General features: G+C 55.3%; 18 protein-coding genes and 1 riboswitch. Of the genes, 3 read left to right on the forward strand and 15 right to left on the reverse strand.

Annotation, left to right across the window (positions count from 1 at the left end):
• Window positions 1–46 precede the first annotated feature (46 nt).
• From dnaK to lepA, 5 genes are all read right to left on the reverse strand, one after another.
• Window positions 47–1,876, reverse strand: coding sequence for a molecular chaperone DnaK (dnaK, locus tag BA6348_RS18925; RefSeq protein WP_005833103.1), 1,830 nt, complete (start codon window positions 1,874–1,876; stop codon window positions 47–49).
• 51 nt (window positions 1,877–1,927) lie between these two features.
• Window positions 1,928–2,455, reverse strand: a complete 528-nt coding sequence (gene grpE / locus BA6348_RS18930) for a nucleotide exchange factor GrpE (RefSeq protein ID WP_122952721.1) — start codon at window positions 2,453–2,455, stop codon at window positions 1,928–1,930.
• A 77-nt stretch (window positions 2,456–2,532) separates the two neighbouring features.
• Entirely contained in the window at window positions 2,533–3,558 is a 1,026-nt protein-coding gene (gene hrcA, locus BA6348_RS18935; protein WP_005833107.1) for a heat-inducible transcriptional repressor HrcA, read from the reverse strand.
• Window positions 3,559–3,752: 194 nt separating this feature from the next.
• Complete coding sequence (hemW, locus tag BA6348_RS18940) at window positions 3,753–4,895, reverse strand: radical SAM family heme chaperone HemW (protein WP_005833109.1); 1,143 nt, start codon at window positions 4,893–4,895, stop codon at window positions 3,753–3,755.
• Between the two features lie 101 nt (window positions 4,896–4,996).
• The gene (gene lepA, locus BA6348_RS18945) at window positions 4,997–6,814 is read right to left on the reverse strand and encodes a translation elongation factor 4 (protein ID WP_007777542.1); all 1,818 of its coding nucleotides are present in this window, start codon (window positions 6,812–6,814) and stop codon (window positions 4,997–4,999) included.
• 188 nt (window positions 6,815–7,002) lie between these two features.
• Between lepA and BA6348_RS18950 the strand changes: the two genes are divergently transcribed.
• Complete coding sequence (locus BA6348_RS18950; RefSeq protein ID WP_122952719.1) at window positions 7,003–7,479, forward strand: HIT family protein; 477 nt, start codon at window positions 7,003–7,005, stop codon at window positions 7,477–7,479.
• A gap of 6 nt (window positions 7,480–7,485) precedes the next feature.
• Window positions 7,486–8,352, forward strand: coding sequence for a GNAT family N-acetyltransferase (locus tag BA6348_RS18955; RefSeq protein WP_122952718.1), 867 nt, complete (start codon window positions 7,486–7,488; stop codon window positions 8,350–8,352).
• A 119-nt stretch (window positions 8,353–8,471) separates the two neighbouring features.
• Here the strand turns inward: BA6348_RS18955 and BA6348_RS18960 are convergent, their stop codons facing one another.
• The 7 genes from BA6348_RS18960 to BA6348_RS18990 form a co-directional block, all read right to left on the reverse strand.
• The gene (locus BA6348_RS18960; protein ID WP_025844880.1) at window positions 8,472–9,455 is read right to left on the reverse strand and encodes a hypothetical protein; all 984 of its coding nucleotides are present in this window, start codon (window positions 9,453–9,455) and stop codon (window positions 8,472–8,474) included.
• Window positions 9,425–9,973, reverse strand: a complete 549-nt coding sequence (locus BA6348_RS18965; RefSeq protein ID WP_005833118.1) for a sigma-70 family RNA polymerase sigma factor — start codon at window positions 9,971–9,973, stop codon at window positions 9,425–9,427. Before BA6348_RS18965 ends, BA6348_RS18960 begins: the two co-directional genes overlap by 31 nt.
• A gap of 58 nt (window positions 9,974–10,031) precedes the next feature.
• Entirely contained in the window at window positions 10,032–11,042 is a 1,011-nt protein-coding gene (locus BA6348_RS18970) for a methyltransferase domain-containing protein (RefSeq protein WP_122952717.1), read from the reverse strand.
• On the reverse strand, window positions 11,039–11,845 hold the full coding sequence (locus BA6348_RS18975) for a heme ABC transporter ATP-binding protein (RefSeq protein WP_122952716.1): 807 nt from the start codon (window positions 11,843–11,845) through the stop codon (window positions 11,039–11,041). The genes BA6348_RS18970 and BA6348_RS18975 overlap by 4 nt, the downstream gene beginning before the upstream one ends.
• Window positions 11,842–12,879, reverse strand: a complete 1,038-nt coding sequence (locus BA6348_RS18980; protein WP_007777522.1) for a FecCD family ABC transporter permease — start codon at window positions 12,877–12,879, stop codon at window positions 11,842–11,844. The genes BA6348_RS18975 and BA6348_RS18980 overlap by 4 nt, the downstream gene beginning before the upstream one ends.
• A gap of 47 nt (window positions 12,880–12,926) precedes the next feature.
• Window positions 12,927–13,961, reverse strand: a complete 1,035-nt coding sequence (locus BA6348_RS18985) for an ABC transporter substrate-binding protein (RefSeq protein WP_122952715.1) — start codon at window positions 13,959–13,961, stop codon at window positions 12,927–12,929.
• A gap of 290 nt (window positions 13,962–14,251) precedes the next feature.
• A riboswitch (cobalamin riboswitch) is annotated at window positions 14,252–14,458 on the reverse strand.
• A gap of 15 nt (window positions 14,459–14,473) precedes the next feature.
• Window positions 14,474–15,565 (reverse strand): M24 family metallopeptidase, encoded by a 1,092-nt coding sequence (locus BA6348_RS18990; protein WP_338018880.1) that lies wholly within the window; start codon window positions 15,563–15,565, stop codon window positions 14,474–14,476.
• 125 nt (window positions 15,566–15,690) lie between these two features.
• On the opposite strand from BA6348_RS18990, the gene BA6348_RS18995 reads away from it, so the two are divergent.
• Entirely contained in the window at window positions 15,691–16,455 is a 765-nt protein-coding gene (locus BA6348_RS18995; protein ID WP_005833129.1) for an alpha/beta fold hydrolase, read from the forward strand.
• 57 nt (window positions 16,456–16,512) lie between these two features.
• Here BA6348_RS18995 and BA6348_RS19000 read toward each other — a convergent pair whose 3' ends face one another.
• From BA6348_RS19000 to BA6348_RS19010, 3 genes are all read right to left on the reverse strand, one after another.
• A complete protein-coding gene (locus tag BA6348_RS19000; RefSeq protein WP_005833132.1) occupies window positions 16,513–17,406 on the reverse strand; it encodes an ABC transporter permease in 894 nt (297 codons plus the stop codon).
• Between the two features lie 17 nt (window positions 17,407–17,423).
• Entirely contained in the window at window positions 17,424–18,434 is a 1,011-nt protein-coding gene (locus BA6348_RS19005) for an ABC transporter permease (RefSeq protein WP_007777512.1), read from the reverse strand.
• A gap of 103 nt (window positions 18,435–18,537) precedes the next feature.
• Entirely contained in the window at window positions 18,538–20,199 is a 1,662-nt protein-coding gene (locus BA6348_RS19010) for an ABC transporter substrate-binding protein (protein WP_005833136.1), read from the reverse strand.
• Between the last annotated feature and the right edge of the window lie 49 nt (window positions 20,200–20,248).

Consider the following 20,248-nt stretch of genomic DNA (forward strand, 5'->3'; position numbering starts at 1 on the left):
CGGGGAGCGAGGGGAGAATCGCTCTCCCCTCCCGCTTCCTTCGTGATTACTTTTTCTCGTCTACCACTTCATAGTCAGCATCAACGACATTGTCCTTCTTCGGTTCTTGACCTTCTGCTGCGCCCCCTGCATTTTGCTGCGCTTGTGCAGCCTGCTCATAGAGCTTCACGGAAATTTGTTGGATGATCTCGGACAGTTCGTCTTTTGCAGCTTTGATTTCGTCGATGTTGCCGCCTTCCAGCGCTTTTTTCACTTTGTCCTTGGCAGCGTTCGCACGGTCGATCTCCGCCTGGTCTACCTTGCCTTCCACTTCTTTCAGCGTCTTCTCGGTAGTGAATACGAGCTGGTCAGCTTCGTTGCGGATTTCGACTTCTTCCTTGCGCTTTCTGTCCGCTTCCGCATTCAGCTCGGCTTCTTTTACCATGCGTTCGATTTCTTCATCAGACAAACCGGAGTTGGAAGTGATGGTGATGCGTTGCTCTTTTCCTGTACCCAGGTCTTTTGCACGCACGTTCACGATACCGTTTGCGTCGATATCGAAGGAAACTTCGATTTGCGGAACACCGCGCGGCGCTGGCGGGATATCGGACAGCGTGAAGCGGCCCAGCGATTTGTTGTCGGCAGCCATCTGGCGCTCGCCCTGGAGAACGTGGATTTCTACAGAAGTCTGGTTGTCAGCAGCTGTAGAGAACACTTGGGACTTGCTGGTCGGAATGGTCGTATTGCGCTCGATCAGCTTGGTGAATACGCCACCCAAAGTTTCGATACCGAGGGACAGCGGAGTTACGTCGAGCAGAACGACGTCTTTCACGTCACCAGTCAGTACCCCTGCTTGCACGGCAGCACCCAGCGCTACCACTTCATCCGGGTTCACGCCTTTGTGCGGTTCTTTGCCGATAAACTTCTTGATCGCTTCCTGTACAGCCGGAATGCGTGTAGAACCACCGACAAGGATGACGCGGTCAATATCGCTTGGCGTCAAGCCTGCGTCTTTCAGCGCCTGACGGGTTGGACCCATGGTGCGCTCTACGAGTTCAGCGGACAGTTCTTCGAATTTGGCGCGAGTCAGGTTCATCTCCAAGTGTTTTGGACCTGTCGCATCTGCTGTAATAAACGGCAGCGAGATCGTCGTAGTCAGTACGCCGGACAAGTCTTTTTTCGCTTTTTCCGCCGCGTCTTTCAAACGCTGCATCGCCATGCGGTCTTTGGACAGATCAATGCCGTGTTCTTTTTTGAACTCGCTGACGAGGTAGTTGATAATCACATCGTCGAAGTCGTCTCCACCCAGCTTGTTGTCGCCGGAGGTCGCTTTTACTTCGAAGAAGCCGTCGGACAGTTCCAGAATGGAAACGTCAAACGTACCGCCGCCGAGGTCATATACGAGGACGGTTTGGTCTTCGGTCTTTTCCATACCGTATGCAAGGGCAGCTGCGGTTGGTTCGTTCACGATGCGCAGCACTTCCAGACCGGCGATTTTACCAGCGTCTTTGGTTGCCTGGCGTTGGGCGTCGTTGAAGTACGCAGGCACCGTAATCACCGCCTGCGTCACAGGCTGGCCCAGGTAAGCCTCGGCGTCTGCTTTCAGCTTTTGCAAAATCATCGCAGAGATTTGCTCAGGGGTGTACTGGTTGCCTTCCAATGTTTCCTTGTGGGTAGTACCCATGTGACGCTTGATGGAAATAACGGTGTTGTCAGGGTTGGTGATCGCCTGGCGTTTTGCCGCTTCCCCTACGATGCGCTCGCCGTTTTTGAAAGCGACGACAGAAGGAGTGGTGCGGTTTCCTTCGGCGTTGGCGATGACGACTGGTTCGCCGCCTTCCATTACCGCTACGCAAGAGTTAGTTGTTCCAAGGTCAATACCAATTACGCGACTCATACAATATGTCCTCCTAACACTTTCTCATCGAATGAATGGGTGAAATCAAGCTTACTTGTTCACTTGAACCATCGCCGGACGAACGACGCGGTCCTTGAACATGTATCCTTTTTGCAGTTCGGCCACTACGACGCCCGAATCAAATTCAGGGTTCTGGGTCTGCATGACAGCCTGATGAACGTGCGGGTCAAACGGCTTTCCTTGTGCCTCGATGGCGCTCAAGCCTTCTTTTTCGAAAACTTGCACCATCTGGCGGTACACCATGTTGACTCCTTCCAAAAGCGATTCTACCGTCATGGATTCCTTGTCGGCAGCAAGCGCGCGCTCGAAGTTGTCGAGAACCGGCAGCAGCTCTTCCACGATTTTCAGGGAAGCATACTTGGCCAGATCTTCCTGCTCCTTGCGCACACGGCGTCTCAGGTTATCCATGTCAGCCATGGCGCGCAGCATGCGGTTTTGATGTTCCTCCGCCTGCGCTTTCCACTGGGCTGCTTCCTGCTCCCAGTTCACCTCGGCCGTCTCTTGCTCTCCGGCTGCCTCATTGACTTGCTCTTCTGCGGCAGACGGATCTTGGGTCATTTTTTCTTCGCTCAACGTCGATACCTCCTGGGGGCTCTTTTCCTGATTGGCAAAAAATCAGCGAAGCCGTCCTCCATTTATTTCTCAAACTGCGAAGTCAGCATGCGCGATAAGCCTTCTGCCAAATAATTGAGTACGGAAATGACTTTGCCATATTCCATTCGCGTCGGGCCAAGTATTCCAACCATCCCTGCCGGCTTGCCTCCAAGCGAGTAGGACGTGGTAATAATACTGCATTGCTTGATCGCGTCTAGCTGGTTTTCCTGACCGATGCGCACCGTAAGTCCCTCTCCCGGCATCCCGATCAAGTGCAAAAGCTGATCGTTTTGCTCCAGAAGCTCCAGAATGTCCTTGACCTTATCTACGTCGCGGAATTCCGGCTGGTTCATGATCTTGGTCGCACCGCGTAAGTAAACGCGCTCCTCTTCGTGTGTCAGCGACTTGTCGAGAATCTTCAGCATTTCCTCGTACTGCTCCGCATAGCGGCGCATCTCGCCCGATATTTCCTGATAGACGCGCTGTCTCAACTGCCACAGCGGCACATCGGTCAATTTGGCATTCAACAGGTTGACGAGGCGCTCGATTTCGCTTACGCCAATGCCTTCGGGAAGATCGATCAGCTTGTTCTCCACACGCCCGGTATGCGTAACGACAATCGCAACCGCCTGTGTCTCGTTCAGAGGAACGATTTGAATATGTTTTAACCGATGCTCAAAAATCTCCGGCCCCAGGACAATTGCCGTGTAATTGGTCAACTGGGAAAGAATTTGAGCCGTGTACTCTACCACCTGTTCGGAATGGAGAATACGCTCGGCAAACAACTGTTTCAGTTTGCCCAATTCGGCCTCGCTCAAGTCCTGCGGCTGAATCAGATTGTCGACGTAAAAACGGTATCCTTTTGTAGAAGGAACTCGCCCTGCCGACGTGTGGGGCTGCTCCAAGTACCCCAGCTCTTCCAAGTCGGACATCTCGTTGCGAATGGTCGCCGAAGAAAACCCGATGTCCTCCCGTTTGGAAATCGTCCGGGAACCAACCGGTTCGGCAGAATGAATGTAATTATCGACAATCGCGTTCAAAATCAATTGTTGACGGTCAGATAACATGGATGTCGCTCGCCTCCCCGTTGAGCATGAAAAGAAAGATGTTGTCGCTCACTGTTTCGGAGCGTTTGTTAGCACTCATACTTAACGAGTGCTAAATCTATTTACTAAGGTATCAATAGTAGAAGGATTTGTCAACGGACTTGAGCGAGATACACGGTCAAAATCTCACATATTTCGCCAGCAATGCCCTGATTTTAGCGCAAAAAACGCGCGAATACCTCATTTCCGAGTGGAAGTCCCTGTTTGGTCAGCTTCAGACAGCCGTCTTGCTCTTCCAGCATGCCTTTGGCAATCTCTTCTTCTATTATCGTCCCGAAAACGTCATGTGCAGACACGCCAAATCGCGAGGCGAACCCGGCCAGGTCGACCCCTTCCCGCAAGCGCAGCCCCAAAATCATCTGCTCCTCCATCGCATCTTCCTTCGGCACCGCAAACTGCTCGACGCGCGGCAAGCCTTCCTTGCATTTTTGCATGTAGATCGTAAGCGGCCCGGCGTTGACATGTCTTTGCCCGCACACGTAGCCGTGGGCACCCGCCCCCAACCCATAGTATTCACGATTGAGCCAATAGGTTTTATTATGTTTACTCGCAAAGCCCGGCTTCGCGAAATTGCTGATTTCGTACTGCGGATAGCCGTGGCGCTCCATCTCCTCGATCAGCACCATGTACATCGCAAGCTCCGTCTCTTCCGACGGGAGCGGCAACTGGTCTTTTTGATAGAGCGTGTGGAAAAGCGTATTTTCCTCGACCTTCAGGCTGTACGCGGAAAAGTGTGTCGTCCCCAGCTCGAAAGCCTTGTGCAGCGTCTCGCGAAAAATTTCCATCGTCTGGTCCGGCAGGCCGAACATCAAGTCAATGCTCACGTTTGCAAACCCGACTTGCTTCGCGTTCTCGATGCTACGGTACACGTCGTCCCGGTCGTGAATCCGCCCCAGCCGCTTCAACAGGGCATTGTCAAACGACTGCACGCCGAAGCTGAGCCGATTGACGCCAAGCTCGTGCATGATCCGCAGCTTTTCCACGTCGGTCGTCCCCGGATTGGCTTCCATCGTAAATTCGATGTCGTCCGTCCAGTATGCGCCGAGGTGAGTCTGGACGGTCTGCAAAAACTTTCGCATCTGGGCGTGGTCGAGAAACGTAGGCGTGCCTCCGCCGACGAAGATCGTCTTGACCTCCTGGACTGGCTGCTCGCGAAACGTCAGCTCCATCTCCTTGTCCAAGGCGTCCAGGTAGTCCCAGACCAGTTGCGGGTTGTTCGTCACAAACGAGTTGAAATCGCAGTAATAGCATTTATTTGTGCAAAAGGGAATGTGGATGTACACCGATTGCGGCATCATGACGCTTCCCCTCCTTCGTGTTTGAAATACAGGTGAAAAACCCGGTCGCGCCAGGCTGCGCGCTTGTCGACGAATGGAAAAGACCTGACACAAGGTCAGGCCTACTTCTTATCATCCATGCGCAATACAGCCATAAACGCTTCTTGCGGCACCTCGACGGAGCCGACGGACTTCATGCGCTTCTTTCCTTCTTTTTGCTTTTCGAGCAGCTTGCGTTTCCGCGAAATGTCCCCGCCGTAGCACTTGGCGAGAACGTTTTTGCGCAGGGCGCTGATCGTTTCGCGAGCCACGACCTTGTGCCCGATGGCCGCCTGAATCGGCACCTCGAACTGCTGACGCGGAATCAGCTCCTTGAGCTTTTCGCAAATGACTTTTCCGCGGGCATATGCCGTGTCCTTGTGCACGATAAACGACAAGGCGTCGACCATTTCGCCGTTCAGGAGGATATCCATCTTCACCAGCTTGGACGGCTTGTAGCCTGCCAGTTCGTAGTCAAAAGAGGCGTATCCGCGCGTACCCGACTTCAACATGTCGAAGAAGTCGTAGACGATCTCGGAAAGCGGCATGTCGTATTTGAGCTGCACGCGGTTTTCCCCCATGTACTGCATGTCGAGGAACTCCCCGCGCTTGCCCTGGCAAAGCTGCATGACGTCGCCCACGTACTCTTTTGGCACCATGATGGTGGAGAGCACGTACGGCTCCTCGATCATTTCGATCTTTTGCGCTTCCGGCATTTTCGACGGGTTGTCGATCTCGAACACTTCCCCGTTTGTCCGGGTAATGCGGTAAATAACGCTCGGAGCCGTCGTAATCAGGTTGATGTTGAACTCGCGCTCGATGCGCTCCTGGATGATCTCCATGTGCAAAAGTCCCAGGAAGCCGCAACGGAAGCCAAAGCCAAGCGCTTGCGACGTCTCCGGCTCGAATTGCAGCGACGCGTCGTTGAGCTGCAGCTTTTCCAATGCTTCGCGCAGGTCGTTGTACTCGTTCGTCTCGATCGGGTACAGGCCGCAGAATACCATCGGGTTGATCTTGCGGTAGCCTGGCAGCGGCTCGGCAGCAGGACGGGCCGCATCGGTAATCGTATCCCCGACGCGCGTGTCGCCAACGGTTTTGATCGAAGCAGCCACGTAGCCTACGTCGCCGACAGTCAGCTCTTCCACTTGCGTCTGGCGCGGCGTCGAGGTACCGATTTCCGTCACCTCGAACGACTTGCCGGTCGCCATCATTTTGATTTTCATGCCTTTTCTAAGCGTACCGTTGATGACGCGGATCGAAGCGATAACCCCTCTGTACGCGTCAAAATACGAGTCGAAAATCAGTGCCTGCAGCGGCGCGTCCGGATCTCCCTCTGGAGCCGGCACCTTTTGCACGACCGCTTCCAGCACTTCCTTGATCCCGATGCCTGCTTTGGCAGAGGTGAGCACCGCTTCGCTGGCATCCAGCCCGATGACGTCCTCTACCTCTTGCTTCACGCGCTCAGGCTCCGCGCTTGGCAGGTCGATCTTGTTGATGACCGGAATGATCTCCAGATTGCTGTCCAGCGCCAAATAGACGTTGGCAAGCGTCTGGGCTTCGATCCCCTGAGCGGCGTCCACGACGAGAATCGCTCCTTCACAGGCAGCCAGGCTGCGGGAAACCTCGTACGTAAAGTCTACGTGTCCAGGTGTGTCGATCAGGTGGAGAATGTATTCCTCTCCGTCCTCTGCTTTATAGTTCAAACGCACGGCATTCAGCTTGATTGTAATCCCGCGCTCTTTTTCCAGCTCCATCGTATCCAGAAACTGGGCTTCCATCTCACGTGCAGTCAACGCTCCGGTCAGTTCCAAAATCCGGTCTGCCAGCGTCGACTTTCCATGGTCAATGTGGGCGATGATGGAAAAATTTCGAATCCTTTTTTGTCTTTCACGGCGATCCATGTGCTGTTCGTTCCCTCCCACGCGAATCCATTCAAACGTACAGATTGCGCCTCGAAAAAATACACTAACGGTAATTATAACAAACGCTTGATATAAAGAGCAACCAAAGAGAATACGGCGCTTGTCACGTTTTTGCTCGTCACCAAAACTTTCTTTTTATGATAAAGTGATGGAAAAAGGAGATTGGCATGCAAAAGCAACGCGTGTATTCGGAGCAAATCGACTGTCTGGGCTGCCGTTTGGCCCTTTCTCTGGCGCCCGCCCACGTCGTCTATGAAAACGAGTGGGTGACGTGTCTGCTCGATATCGAGCCTTTTTCGGAGGGACACACGCTGATTCTCCCCAAGCAGCACCTCGTCGAATGGACAGATTTGGATGCGCGCACGATGCAAAACGTTACGGAAGCGGCGACTCTCCTCTCCCGTGTCTTGCGCCGTGTGTATAAGCCTGACGGGATTACGCTCTGTCAAAACGGCGGAGCTTTCAACGAGCTGACCCATTTTCACCTGCATGTCATTCCTCGCTTCCACGGCGACGGCTTCGCCTGGAGCGAGCCGCAGCACGAGCACGGAGCCGCGGCTCGCCTGCCGCAGACACGCAAGCTTCTGGCCGATGCGCTACAAGCGAGAAGCGACAAAGAGCAACTACAACGAAACGGAGACTGATCCAACGTGAAAAGCACGACCCACCGCCTGCACAGCTTGTCTGTCGCAGACATTCCCGATCTGATGGCGCTGTCCGACTCAGTGGGCTGGGACTATGACGAAGCGGAAATCCGCACGATTTTGTCTATCGGTAAAGTATTCGGGCACAAGGATGACGGCGACCGGGTCGTCTCGTCTGCGGCGATCATCGCCTATGAAGACAGACTGGCTACGGTCGGCATGGTGATCGTGCATGAATCGTGCCGCGGCCGCGGATACGGGCGCGACCTGATGCAAGCCTGTCTGGCTGCGGTGCCGGGCGATACGACCATCATGCTCATCGCTACAGCCGACGGGGAGCCGCTCTACAAAAGCCTCGGCTTTGCCACCGTCGAGCGCATCCACAAGTTTGTGCGCCCGGGCGGCAAGCTCGCAGCACCGCCGCTCCCTCCAACAGCGACGTATCAGATCGTCCCGATGAGCGAAGCGGACTTCGCAAGCGTCGCCTTGCTGGACCAGCAGGCACTCGGCAGCCGCCGCGAGCATTTTCTGCAAGCACGCATGCGGCAAGCAGCAACCTGTCTGGTAGCGAAAACCGAATCCGGCACGATCGTCGGCTACGGCTTTGCCATCCAAGGGCCAGTCAACCTGATCGCCGGGCCGATTGTCGCGCTGGATGCCGACATGGCGATCCAGTTGCTGGGCAAGCTCACGGAAAACCATCCGGGCCAGGTGCGCATCGACGTACCGGATGGACAGCCTGCCTTCCTTGCTTTTTTGGAGCAAAACGGCTTCCAAAAGGCGTCCCACCCGCCTGTCATGGTCGCGAATGCAGATCGCTTGCCGCCCCGGGCCGGCACGTACTTCGCCATCGGCGCGCAAATATACGGCTGAGTGCTGTGGGCAAGCACATGCCTCGCCAATTACCTTGCAGCAACGAACAACCGGACCTTTTCCTCGTGACGGGAAAAGTCCGGTTGTTTTTTTGAGAACGCCACGCCGACAGCCGTGCGTCACTCGCGATAGCGAATTTGCTCGAGCACGTTTGGCGGAAACAGCTTTTGCAGGCTGCTATTGTAGCGGCTCCCGTCTTCTGGCATCTGCATGTCTTGCACGCGGTACGTTTGTCCGTCGTAAGCGAGATAAAAGACCATCGGAGCGCTGACGCCGGAGGAATGCGCCGGATTTTTGCTCAATACTTTCACCCAGGCGTACACGACCCTGCGCTCTGCATTCGGGGCCTCCACTCCCAACAGCTCCAGACTGACCTCTCTGTCATTCGGCAGCCAGCCCAGCTTGGTTTCTTCCGTCTCCAAATAGCTGCGGACGATCGGCTCGACCAGTTCGCGGTTCGCGGGGGAAATGCCTTTTTTCACCTCGACGAACACATGTCCGAGCTGCTTGCCTTGGGACAGCACCTGCAGCTTCCAGACACCCGGATCGGGCAATGCGATGCCGGATGGAAAATGCCCGGACGCATCGTGCAGCGGCCCCATCACCTGATAGCTGCCCAGCTCGATGCGCTTGCCCGCACTGCTGTAAGCGACAAGCTCCACCCGAGACAACTCGCTTGCGTTCAACAGCCAGATGAAGCGCTGTGTCTGTCCTTCGTACAGGCCGTCGGGATCGGTCATCGCCCGGACAGGCTTTTCCCCTACATAGGAAAAAGATTGCTGCTCGTACGTAGCCGAAATGAGCGGCATCGGCTTCCACAAATCCGGCGCGAGCAGTTGGCCGCCCGGCAGCAGCTCTGGCACGGGCGGTTGGGGATGGGCGGCATGCTCGGCTGGCTGTGGCAGCGGCAAAGCCGTCCAGATGAGAAAGCCCAGGACGAGGACAGTCGCTGGCATGGCGAGCCTTTTCCAGCCGCTCCTTCTCGCTTCCCGGCTTATCCGCGTTCTTACCTGATCCTTCATCGCTTCGGTAAAGCGGACGTCGCGAAAAGCGGTTTGATCGGCCCTGTCCTTCAAATTTGCGAGCCATCTGTTCTCGTCCATTCCCACTCACTCCCTTCCGCCAGACTCTGCTTCAGCCGTTGTCTCGCCCTGTGCAACCGGGTTCTGACTGTTCCCTCTGACACTGCGAGCACAGAGGCGACCTCGCTGATCGTCAAATCGGCATAGTAGTGCAGGACGATGACCTGGCGATACAGCGGAGGAAGCTGCAGCACTTCCGTCACAAGCTGATCCCGCTCTGCCTGGTCGAGCACGAGATGCTCCGTGGACAGCTCGCCGTCTTGCCTGATCCACGAGCGAGGCAGGATATTCCGAAACGACCAGGAGCGCAAATGGCCTTTGCATTCGTTGACCGCAATCCGGTACAGCCATGTATGAACCGTGCTCTCCCCGCGAAACCGGGGCAGATGCCGATACACTTTGACAAACACTTCTTGAGTTATATCTTCAGCCAGACTGTGATCCTTGACCAGAAAAGTGACCAGCCGAAGGACCCGCGTCCCGTACTCTTGCATGATCTGTTCGAATGCAGCGTCTGCCGTAGGCTGCAACGTATCCAAGGGCGCGACCTCCTTCACGCAAATCCTTTACTGGTTAGATGCAGCCGCGTAGATTTTGTTACAGGGAAGGGGCGGAATTTTTTTTGGCAATGATCGTCCAGCGCGTCGCCGCCCCCGGAGCGCCCGGTAGTTCGGCAAACGGATAGCCGCCGTGCTGCCAGCGATCCAGCTCGTACTCTTCCGTTTGCTCTGGCGGCTGGCTGCGGTGGCAAACGACGTTTTCCCTGCTTTGCACGACGTTGTAGCCCGAAGATTCCAGGAGCAACTCCAGCTCTCCCGGCAACAGCAGCGCCAGCTCGCGCTCCACTCGGTAGCGCGGCTGCTCCACCTGCTCCACAAACGTCTCATAGGTCAGCGTATAGCGGAACTTTTGCTCGGCAATGAGCGTTTCTCCCTCGACTTTTTGGTACACCATCCGGTCCGGGAACACAAACTTGCGCTGCATGAGCGACCATTTGCGGTTCACCGGCGGCAGGAGCAAGTCAATCGCCACTGTTCCGCCTTCTGTCAAATGCCGGGCAACGACCGAAAGCAACTGCCGCTGTTCCTCTCTACAGGTCGCCTGCTGAAAAATGCCTTCGGGCAGCAGCACATGGGTAAAGCGGGAAGCAAGCTGCAACTCCTGTACATTTTGCTCGATCAGCTCAAGCAGTTCCTCGTTGTCCTTGAGCATGCGCCGCTTCTTTTTTGTCGCGATCTCCAGCATGTCAGGGCTATTGTCCACGCCGCAGACGGACAAGCCGCAGCGCGCCAGCTCAATGGCAATGCGCCCTGTGCCTACGCCAAGCTCGAGCACGGACACCGGGGCTTGCTCTGCTTCTTGCAGCAGCCAGTTGCGGTAAAACGCGATGCCCGCTTTTCCGGCAAACTGGTCGTAATAGGTGGCTTCCAATCCGGAGTATGTGGCCTCCGGAAGGCGCACGTGCCGCCCCTCTCCTTGCATCCCACAGGTCGTACAGACCGAGCCTGCCAAATGCGAAAAAGGCACCCCTGGTGGGACGCCGTTTTTTGTATCGCCTAGCCATTCGTCGTAGCGGAACTTGCATACTTGGCAACTGTACACACTCATAATGCTTTGACCTCCTGTCGCGATTGCTGGACGCGGACCGCTTCCGAAAAGAAATAAACGTGTTTTTTCCCCGTGATCGGATGGGTGACCACCTCTGTCTCTACCCCGAAAACATCGCGAATCAACCCGGGTTCAAGCACTTCCTCCGGCGTGCCGGAAGCAACCAGCTCCCCGTCGCGAATGACGTACAGCCGATCGCAGTACATGGCGGCGATATTCAGATCATGCAGCGAGGAAAACACGGTAATCCCGAGCGTCTTGACCAGATCCATCACCTGTAGCTGGTACCGGACGTCCAGATGGTTGGTCGGCTCGTCCAATACGAGAAACTCGGCTTGCTGGACCAGCGCTCTTGCAATCAGCACGCGCTGCTTTTCTCCGCCAGACAAGGAAAAAAAGCTGCGCGAGGCGTACGCCTGCATGCCGACCCGCTCCAGCGCCTCTTCACAGATGCGGCTGTCCGCCGGGGTATCGGTTTGAAACAGCCTTTTATGGGGTGAGCGCCCCATCATGACGATTTCCATGACGGTAAAGTCAAACTCGATCGACGACTCCTGGCGCACGACCGCCATGCGCTGCGCATTTTGCCGGGCGGTAAGCTCGTACACGTCAGCCCCGTCCAGGGAAATGAATCCGCTGCGCGGCTCGAGCGCCCGATAAATGCTTTTGAGCAGGGTGGACTTTCCGCTGCCATTCGGCCCGATCAGCCCCACAAATTCGCCGGAGCGAACCGTCAGGCTAACGTCGCGCAAAATCGTTTTTTTCTCCAGCTCGACCGAAATGTTCTCCACATGCAGATTCATCGCCCGCTACCTCCGAAAGAATATGAGCTGCGCATCATCAACCAAATAAAGAACGGACCGCCGCACAGCGCCGTGATAATCCCGATCGGCAGCTCTTCCGGCGCAAACGCAAGCCGGGCGATCACGTCCGCCCAGATCAGGAAAATGGCCCCGAACAAGGCGCTGACAGGCAGGACGCGACGATGGTCCGAGCCGACGATGACGCGAACGATATGCGGCATCATCAAGCCGACAAAGCCGATAGACCCGCTGATCGAGACGATGACGCCCGTCAAAAGCGCGGTAATGACCAGCAGCAGCTTGCGAAATTGCACCGTATTGACGCCCAGCGTCCCCGCCGCTTCTTCGCCCATCAGCATCGCATTGAGCGAACGGTATTGCGTCAACAGGACAATCAGACAGATGACGACGATCAGCGTCGGTATGGTCAAATACTCCCACTTCCCTCCGGCCAGACTGCCGCTCATCCAGAACAGGACAGAGCGGATGCCGTGCTCGTTGGGCGCGGAAAAAATAATCAGGCTGGTGATCGCAGACAGGATGGCGGAAATCGCGATGCCGGCCATGAGCAGACGCACCGTCGAGTTTTGCCCGCCGATGCGGGACAAGGTAAAAATAAGCAGGATCGAGACGAGCGATCCGGTGAAAGCACCGAAAGAAAGCGCGAATTGTCCGTACATGCTGAATGCTCCGAACAAAATGACCAGCGTCGCTCCGGCCGATGCGCCCGAGGAGACTCCCAATATGTACGGATCTGCGAGGGAGTTGCGAACCAGAGACTGGATCGCCACCCCCACAACAGACAGGCCGGCCCCGACGACAGCCCCCAGCAGGACGCGGGGAAACCGAATGTCCCAGATAATGGTCTGTTCTCCTTTTGACCAATCCACTTCCACCCATTGATTGACCAGCGGGAGATTCGCCAAGGCAATTTTCCATACCGTCGCTGGTTTGATTTCCACCGAGCCGAGTGTCACCGCAAACGTAATCGAGACGACAAGCCCGATCAGCAGGGCAACGATGATGAAGGGCATCTTGATCTTGTGCAGGGCCGTTCCCTCCTTGTCTAAGCAGCCGTTTCTTATTTGAATGTATCCGGGTGCAGACCTTCCGCGAGAATTTTCAGCGCGATCGGTGCGCGTACCCCTTCGGACGCTGCGGACAATGGCAGCACGATCAGACGTTTGTTCTGGATCGCTGGCACGTCAGCCAGTTCCTTTTTGGACAACAGGAAGTTTTGTTTTTGCTCGATCGTCTTGTCGCCGTAGTCGACCACGACGATGACGTCTGGCTTGCGGTTCACGACTTCTTCCCAGCTTACGGTCGCCCAGCCTTTTTGAATGTCGTCGAACACGTTTTTGCCGCCTGCCGCTTTAATCAGAGAAGTCATGTAGTTGTTGGCAGCGGTCAGCGGCTGGTCTTCTCCGCTGTCGTACACGAACACGTTCAGCGGCTTGTCCACCGTGCCGATTTTGCTCACGGTTTGCTCGATTTCCGCTTTCATTTTGCCAATCAGTTCGTTCGCCTTGTCTTCTACGCGGAAAATGCGGCCGATGTTTCGAATATCGGCGAACACGTCGTCAATCGTCGGACCCGGCTTGTTCGAGGACTCTTGCAGGTACGATTTGATTCCCGCCTTTTCCAAGTCCTCCATCGAGCCTACGCCTTTGTCGCCAAATGCGCTTTTCCAGCCTGCGTAGACGAAGTCAGGGTTTGCGGCCAAAAGCACTTCTTTGGTCGGATACTTGTCAGACAGGACTGGTACCTTGTCGTAGTCGGCTTTCAGCTCAGGCAAAATGTGATCGTCCAGGTACGCGGTTCCGACCATTTTGTCAGCCAGCCCCAGCGCGAGCATGACTTCGGTTACGTGCTGGTTCATTGTCACAGCGCGTTTTGGCGCTTCCGGGTACGTCATCTCGATCCCGTTGGTCACAATCGTGACGGGCTTGTTGTCAGCAGCAGGCTGGGCCGTTTGCTCCGAGCCAGCATTCGCCACCGTGGATTCGGTCGTAGCAGGTGCTGCCGAGCTGCATGCGGACAAAAGCAGCATAATCGCTGCCAGCGCTGCCATCCAGAAACCGTGGAAGGCTTTTTTTCTCTTACGGATTGTACTCATCTGGTAACCCCTCTTCTTTTGTTGTTGGCATGATGAAAATGAAGCGTTATGTAAATCGTAATGATTACGAATTACACCTTTACTATACAGAGAGCCTGCTTGTTTGGCAACACAGGAAATGCATCACCCCTTTCACAGCCTCGACCGCCACGGCGATGTTCATAGAAAAAAGCACCCCCCAGTTTCCAATCGGGAGGTGCTTGACATACGTAGACATGCCTATAGATTCGGCGTTGCCAATGACGCCTGTTCCTAGTCTGCTTCCACATCTGTCCCATCCTCGTGGGTCGATTGTAAATCATCTCATGGCAGGTCTCCTGGCTTACGAATCATCATCCCCAGCGCCCTTCCCATTTTTCGTCGCGCGAAAAACAGTGGCTTTTTTGCTGGACACTCCTCGTTACAGTGGCGGGACCGCGCCGGATTTTCACCGGACTTCCCTATTAAGCTGGCGGAACCAAACGATTCCGGGCAGCACCATCAGATTCATATAAAATTGTGAGTTTGAAGCCTTATCCGATCACCGTCAGTTTTTTCGGGAACTTGCTCAACACTTCTACGCCTGTTTCGGTTACGAGCACATCGTCCTCGATGCGCACGCCGCCTGCTCCCGGCAAGTACACCCCTGGTTCAATGGTGAACACCATGCCTGGGCGCAGCGTTTCCTGATTTTGCCCATGCACGGACGGATATTCGTGCACATCCATGCCGAGGCCGTGCCCCAGACGGTGAATGAAGTAATCGCCGTAGCCTTTTGCGGCAATGACGTCGCGAGCGGTCTGGTCGAGATGGGCAAACGTCACCCCTGGACGAACTTCGGCAATCGCCGCCTCGTTCGCTGCCAGCACCGTTTCGTAAATATCGCGCAGTTGCTCGCTGATCTGGCCGACAGCAAACGTACGGGTAATATCGGAAACGTAGCCGTCCGCTGCTACCCCGATGTCAAACAGGAGCAAATCGCCTTCCTGCACTTTGCGCGAACCAGGCGTTCCGTGCGGCAATGCCGATTTTTCCCCCGCCAAAACCATCGTGGAAAAAGACGGGCCGTCCGCTCCCAGACGCTTCATCTGGTATTCCAGCTCCGCGACGATTTCCATTTCGGTCTGGCCGATTTTGAATGTTTTCAACGTCTCGCCGAGTGTATCTTCAATCAGTTGGACAGCCTTTTGCAAACGAGCCACTTCGTCTGCCGATTTAATCAGGCGCATTTCGCGCAGCGGCTCTTCCACATCCGCGTAGCTCTCTGCACAGATGACTTGTCCCAGCGCCTCGTAACGCTCTACGGTCATGTGGCTTTTTTCGATGCCCAGCTTCTTCAGGTTCGCTGGCAACACTTGCTTGAGAAGCTCGTAAGGATTCTCAATATCCGTATGCGTATGAATCGTCTGAACAGTCGAAGCCGCTGCTGCCGCTTCGCGGTCAAGGGCGGGAACGATCAGGGATGGCTCGCCCTGGGCTGGAATAACCAGACCCATAAAGCGTTCATGCGGATCGGTAAAAAAGCCGGTCAAATAGTAAACGTGCTTGGGAGAGGTGATGACTACCGCGTCGAGCTCTTGTTTGGTCAAAAATTCGTGCAGTTTCGAAATGCGCTCCAAATACACCTGCGTCACCTTCGCTTTCGACAAGATTCTTCCTCGAGAATACCATTTCCCTGTCCAAAAAAGAAGAGCGGAACGGAAAATTCTCTCTTGAAACGGACACCATATGCTAGGGGTGAATAACCAACATGGAACCAACCATCGTACAACTGGACAGCCACCGCATCGCCTGCCACCTGTCAGGGCGCGGCACGCCACTCGTGTGCATTCACGCCCCGTGCATCGGCTCTGTCAACTTCGACTATCAAGAGCCGCTTGCGGATGTTTGCCAACTCGTCGTGCCAGACCTCCCGGGGCATGGCGACAGCTCCCCGCTGGCTGGACCTACGACCATGCGCGAGCTTGCCAGCGTGATTCACGGGCTTTGCCAGTCGCTCGGACTTGAGCGTCCGTTGCTTTTGGGGTACTCGCAGGGGGCTTCGCTCGTCCTCGAATACTGCCTCCGCTTTCCCGAAAACGTGCGCGGCGCCATCCTCGTCAGCGCCTTTTCCGAAGTAACCGACTTTTCGTTGCACAGCCGTTTTCTGCTCGCCCAATCGCTGTCCTGCCTGCACGCAGCTCCGCTGATTGCCAGGTCGATCGCCGCCTCTCATCTCGACGACCCGCTTGCTCGCTCCCGCTGGATTGAGCATGGCAGCCAAACAGATGCAGCGAGCCTCCGCCACCTGTACGCCGCCGGGCACCGCTACAATTGCACGGATCAGTTGAGCCAGCTCAAGCTGCCGATGCTGCTCGTCTATGGCGCAGACGATGCGAACATGTTGCCGTATGCCAGGCTACTGGAAAAAAAGCTTCCGCAAGCGGAACTGGTGATGGTGCCGTCGGTCAAGCACCAGGTCGTCACGCGCGCCGCAGCAACGTTCAACCAACTATGCCGCCAATGGCTGAACTGAACAAAAAAAGAGGCGAAAAGGACTGCCTGCGTCCCTTTACGCCCCTTTTGCTGCGTATCAGTTTTTCATCCGCGGGTCAAGCGCATCCCGCAATCCGTCCCCGATCAGGTTGAAGCCGAGAACCGTCAGCATGATCGACAAGCCCGGGAAAATGACTGTCCACGGCGCCTTCTGGATGTACTGGCGAGAATCGGAAAGCATTTTCCCCCACTCCGGCTCCGGCGGTTGGGCACCAAGCCCGAGGAAGCCGAGCGCTGCCGCTTCGATAATCGCTGTCGCAATCCCCATCGTCCCCGTCACGATGATCGGCGCCAGGCTGTTCGGCAAAATGTGCTGCATGAGAATGCGCGAGTCTTTCATCCCGATTGCGCGGGCCGCCATGACGAACTCCTCTTCCTTCAGGCTCAACACGCGCGAGCGCACCAGACGTCCAAAGGTCGGAATGTTGATGATGGCAATGGCCAGTAGCGCATTTTGCAAGGATGGCCCCAGAATGGCGACAATCGCAATCGCCAGAAGAATGCTTGGAAACGCCAGCATGATGTCAAAAACGCGAGAGATGACGGTATCAATCCATCTGCCGTAAAAGCCCGCCAAGAGGCCCAAAATCGTGCCTGCCACGACGGAGCCGATGACCGAGAAGGTCCCGACCCACAAGGAAATGCGCGCACCGTAAACGACGCGGCTAAACACATCCCGCCCGTTGTAATCTGTTCCAAACCAATGCTCTTCGGACGGCGGCTTGTTTTTCATCACCAGCTCCCCCTCGTCATACGGGTACGGAGCAATCACTGGCGCAAAGACGGCAACTGCCACGAAAAACAGAATGATCGCCAGCCCCACCATCGCGAGCTTGTTTTTCCGCAAGGCTCTCCAAGCTTCCCGCCAAGGAGAGACAACTTCTTCCTCTTTTACTCTCAGGGATACCGTCTGTACTTGTGTCTCTGCCATGTCTCTTCGTCCCTCCCCTAGCGGTATTTAATGCGCGGATCGATATAGGCATACAGAAGGTCGACCAGGAGATTAATCAAGACGAAAATCGTAGCGATCACCAAAATGCCGGACTGGATCACCGGATAGTCGCGGTTGCCGATCGCTGTGAAAATGTAGCGGCCGACTCCTGGCCAGCCAAAAATCGTTTCGGTCAGCACCGCTCCGCCCAAAAGCAAGCCCGTTTGCAGACCGATCACCGTCAGCACGGGAATCATCGCGTTTTTCAGCGCGTGCTTGTACACGACCCAGAACTGCGCCAAGCCTTTTGCCCGAGCGGTCCGCACGTAATCGGCACGCATGACTTCCAGCATGCTCGAACGGGTAATCCGGGCGATAATCGCCATCGGAATCGTCCCCAAAGCCACGCCAGGCAGGATCAAATGCTTGATGACCTCCCACAACTGATCCCACTGTCCAGCCAAAATCGTGTCCAGTATATAGAACTGCGTAATGGCCTCTACAGGATTACGCGAATTGTCGCGACCAACGGATGGCAGCCATTTCAGTTCTTGCGCAAAGAACCACTGCTCCATCAACCCTAGCCAAAAAATTGGCATCGAAACACCGATCAAGGCGATCAGCATCGCACAGTAGTCAAACCAGGAGTTTTGCTTCCACGCAGACAAAATCCCTGCGTTCACTCCGATAATGACAGCGAAAAGCATGCTGACAATCGTCAGCTCGGTGGTGGCGGCCAAATACGGGCCGATTTCTTGCGTGATGCTTGCCCCGGAATGCAGGGAAACGCCCAAGTCGCCGGTAATAATCTGCTTCAAGTAGTCAAAATATTGAATGTACCACGGATTGTTCAAGCCTAAAACTTCCCGTAAATCTTCAATCGCTTTCGGACTTGCTTTCTCTCCCAATATGGTCAGAGCCGGATCACCTGGGATGGCACGAATGATGGAAAATACGACGATGGACATGCCCAGTAGAACGGGGATGAGCATAAGAATTCTTCGGATGCTGTAGGATAGCAATGCCATCTCCTCGCTTTCCTTACCAAAAAATAATGACTGCGTGCAAGAAAGAAAGGGTAAGAAGAGGGTCGCTCCTCTTACCCTGCTTGCTCATCGGATCAATCCAGTTTTACTTGAGGTCAACCTTCTCCAAGCTCTCGGAGCCTTTTGGATGCGGCTTGTAGTTGATGATGTTGGCCTTGGCAGCAAGCGCAGGCGTCGAGTGCGCCAGTGGCACCATCGGCACGTCCTTGAAGATGATTTCCTGAACTTGCAGGTACAGCTTCTCGCGTTCTTCCTTGGTCGTCGCAGACTGGGCAGCCATCAGCAACTTGTGCGCTTCTTCATTTGCCCAGCGCGTGCGGTTGTTTCCGCCGATGTTGTTTTTATCCAGCAAGGTCGCCAGGAAGTTGTCCGGGTCGCCGTTGTCGCCAGTCCAGCCCAGCATGAACATTTCCTGCTCGCCTGCTTTTGTTTTTTCCAGGTACGTCGCCCATTCCATGGTGACGATTTCCGCTTCTACGCCGATCTTTTTCAGGTCTTGCTGAATCGCCTCGGCAATTTTCACGCCATCCGGCATGTACGGACGAGCAACCGGCATCGCCCAGAACTTGATTTTGAAGCCGTTCGGGAAGCCTGCTTCTGTCAAAAGCTGCTTTGCCTTGTCAATGTTGAATTCGCGGTCTTGGATGTTGCTGTTGTGCCCCCAGATGGAAGGCGGCATCGGGTTCACAGCCGGTTGTCCCAGTCCTGCGAAGAAGGCGTCGATGATCGCCGGCTTGTTGACCGCATACGCGATCGCTTCACGAACTTTCGGGTTGTCCAGCGGCTTTTTCTCTACGTTAAAGCCGACAAAGCCGATGTTCATGGACGGGCGCAGGATCAGTTGCAGATCGCTGTTGCCTTTCACCGTTTCCGCGTCATCCGGGTTCAGACCGTCCATCATGTCGATCTCGCCGGAAGTGAGCGCTGTCAGACGAGCTGTATTTTCAGGAATGACCTTGAACACGAGCTTGTCGAGCTTAGGGAAACCAGCGTTCCAATAGTCCGGGTTTTTCTCCAGCGTAATGGTGTCGTTGCGCTTCCACTCTACGAACTTGAACGGTCCTGTTCCGACCGGTTTTTCGTTGAACTTCTCAGGGCCCATCTCCTGTACCGCTTTTGGCGATGCAATCGCGAAGCAGGACATGCCCAGGTTTTGAATGAACGGGGCGAGCGGGCGGTTCAGGGTGAATTTCACCGTTTGCGCGTCTACCGCTTCTACACTCTTGATGACGTGTGTTTCGTCGCCTTTGTAGCCGCCGAACATGTCGTTGTAGTATTCGAAGCCTTCCTTGTTATGCTGCGGATGGTTCTTGTCGCTCCAGCGCTCGAAGTTCCATTTTACCGCCTCGGCATTGAAATCCGTGCCGTCGTGGAACTTCACGCCGCTGCGCAGATGGAACGTGTACGTCAAACCATCCGGAGAGATTTCCCACTTTTCAGCAAGGGAAGGCACTACTTCTGTGCTTTCTTCCGCGTAGCCTACCAGCGTATCGAATATGTTTTCCGTCACCTTGAACGATTCGCCGTCGGTTTGCGCGATCGGGTCGAGGCCCACTGTGTCGCCGCCGCGGCCGACGATCAGTTGCTTGGGTCCCGTTTTTGCCGGCTCTGGTGCCGAAGTCGCCGGAGTTTCTGTTTTTGGCTGTTCTGCCGGCGCCTGTGTCGTCTGAGAACCGCTGCATCCGGCAAGCAACATAGCCAGCGCCAACAGGCTGGTCATGGCTGCGGAGAGAACTCTCTTCTTCATGAAAACATCCCCCTCTACTAAAGTGAAAACATGTTACTTGGATAGGTGG

This window comes from Brevibacillus agri (assembly GCF_004117055.1).
Taxonomy (GTDB): Bacteria; Bacillota; Bacilli; order Brevibacillales; family Brevibacillaceae; genus Brevibacillus; species Brevibacillus agri.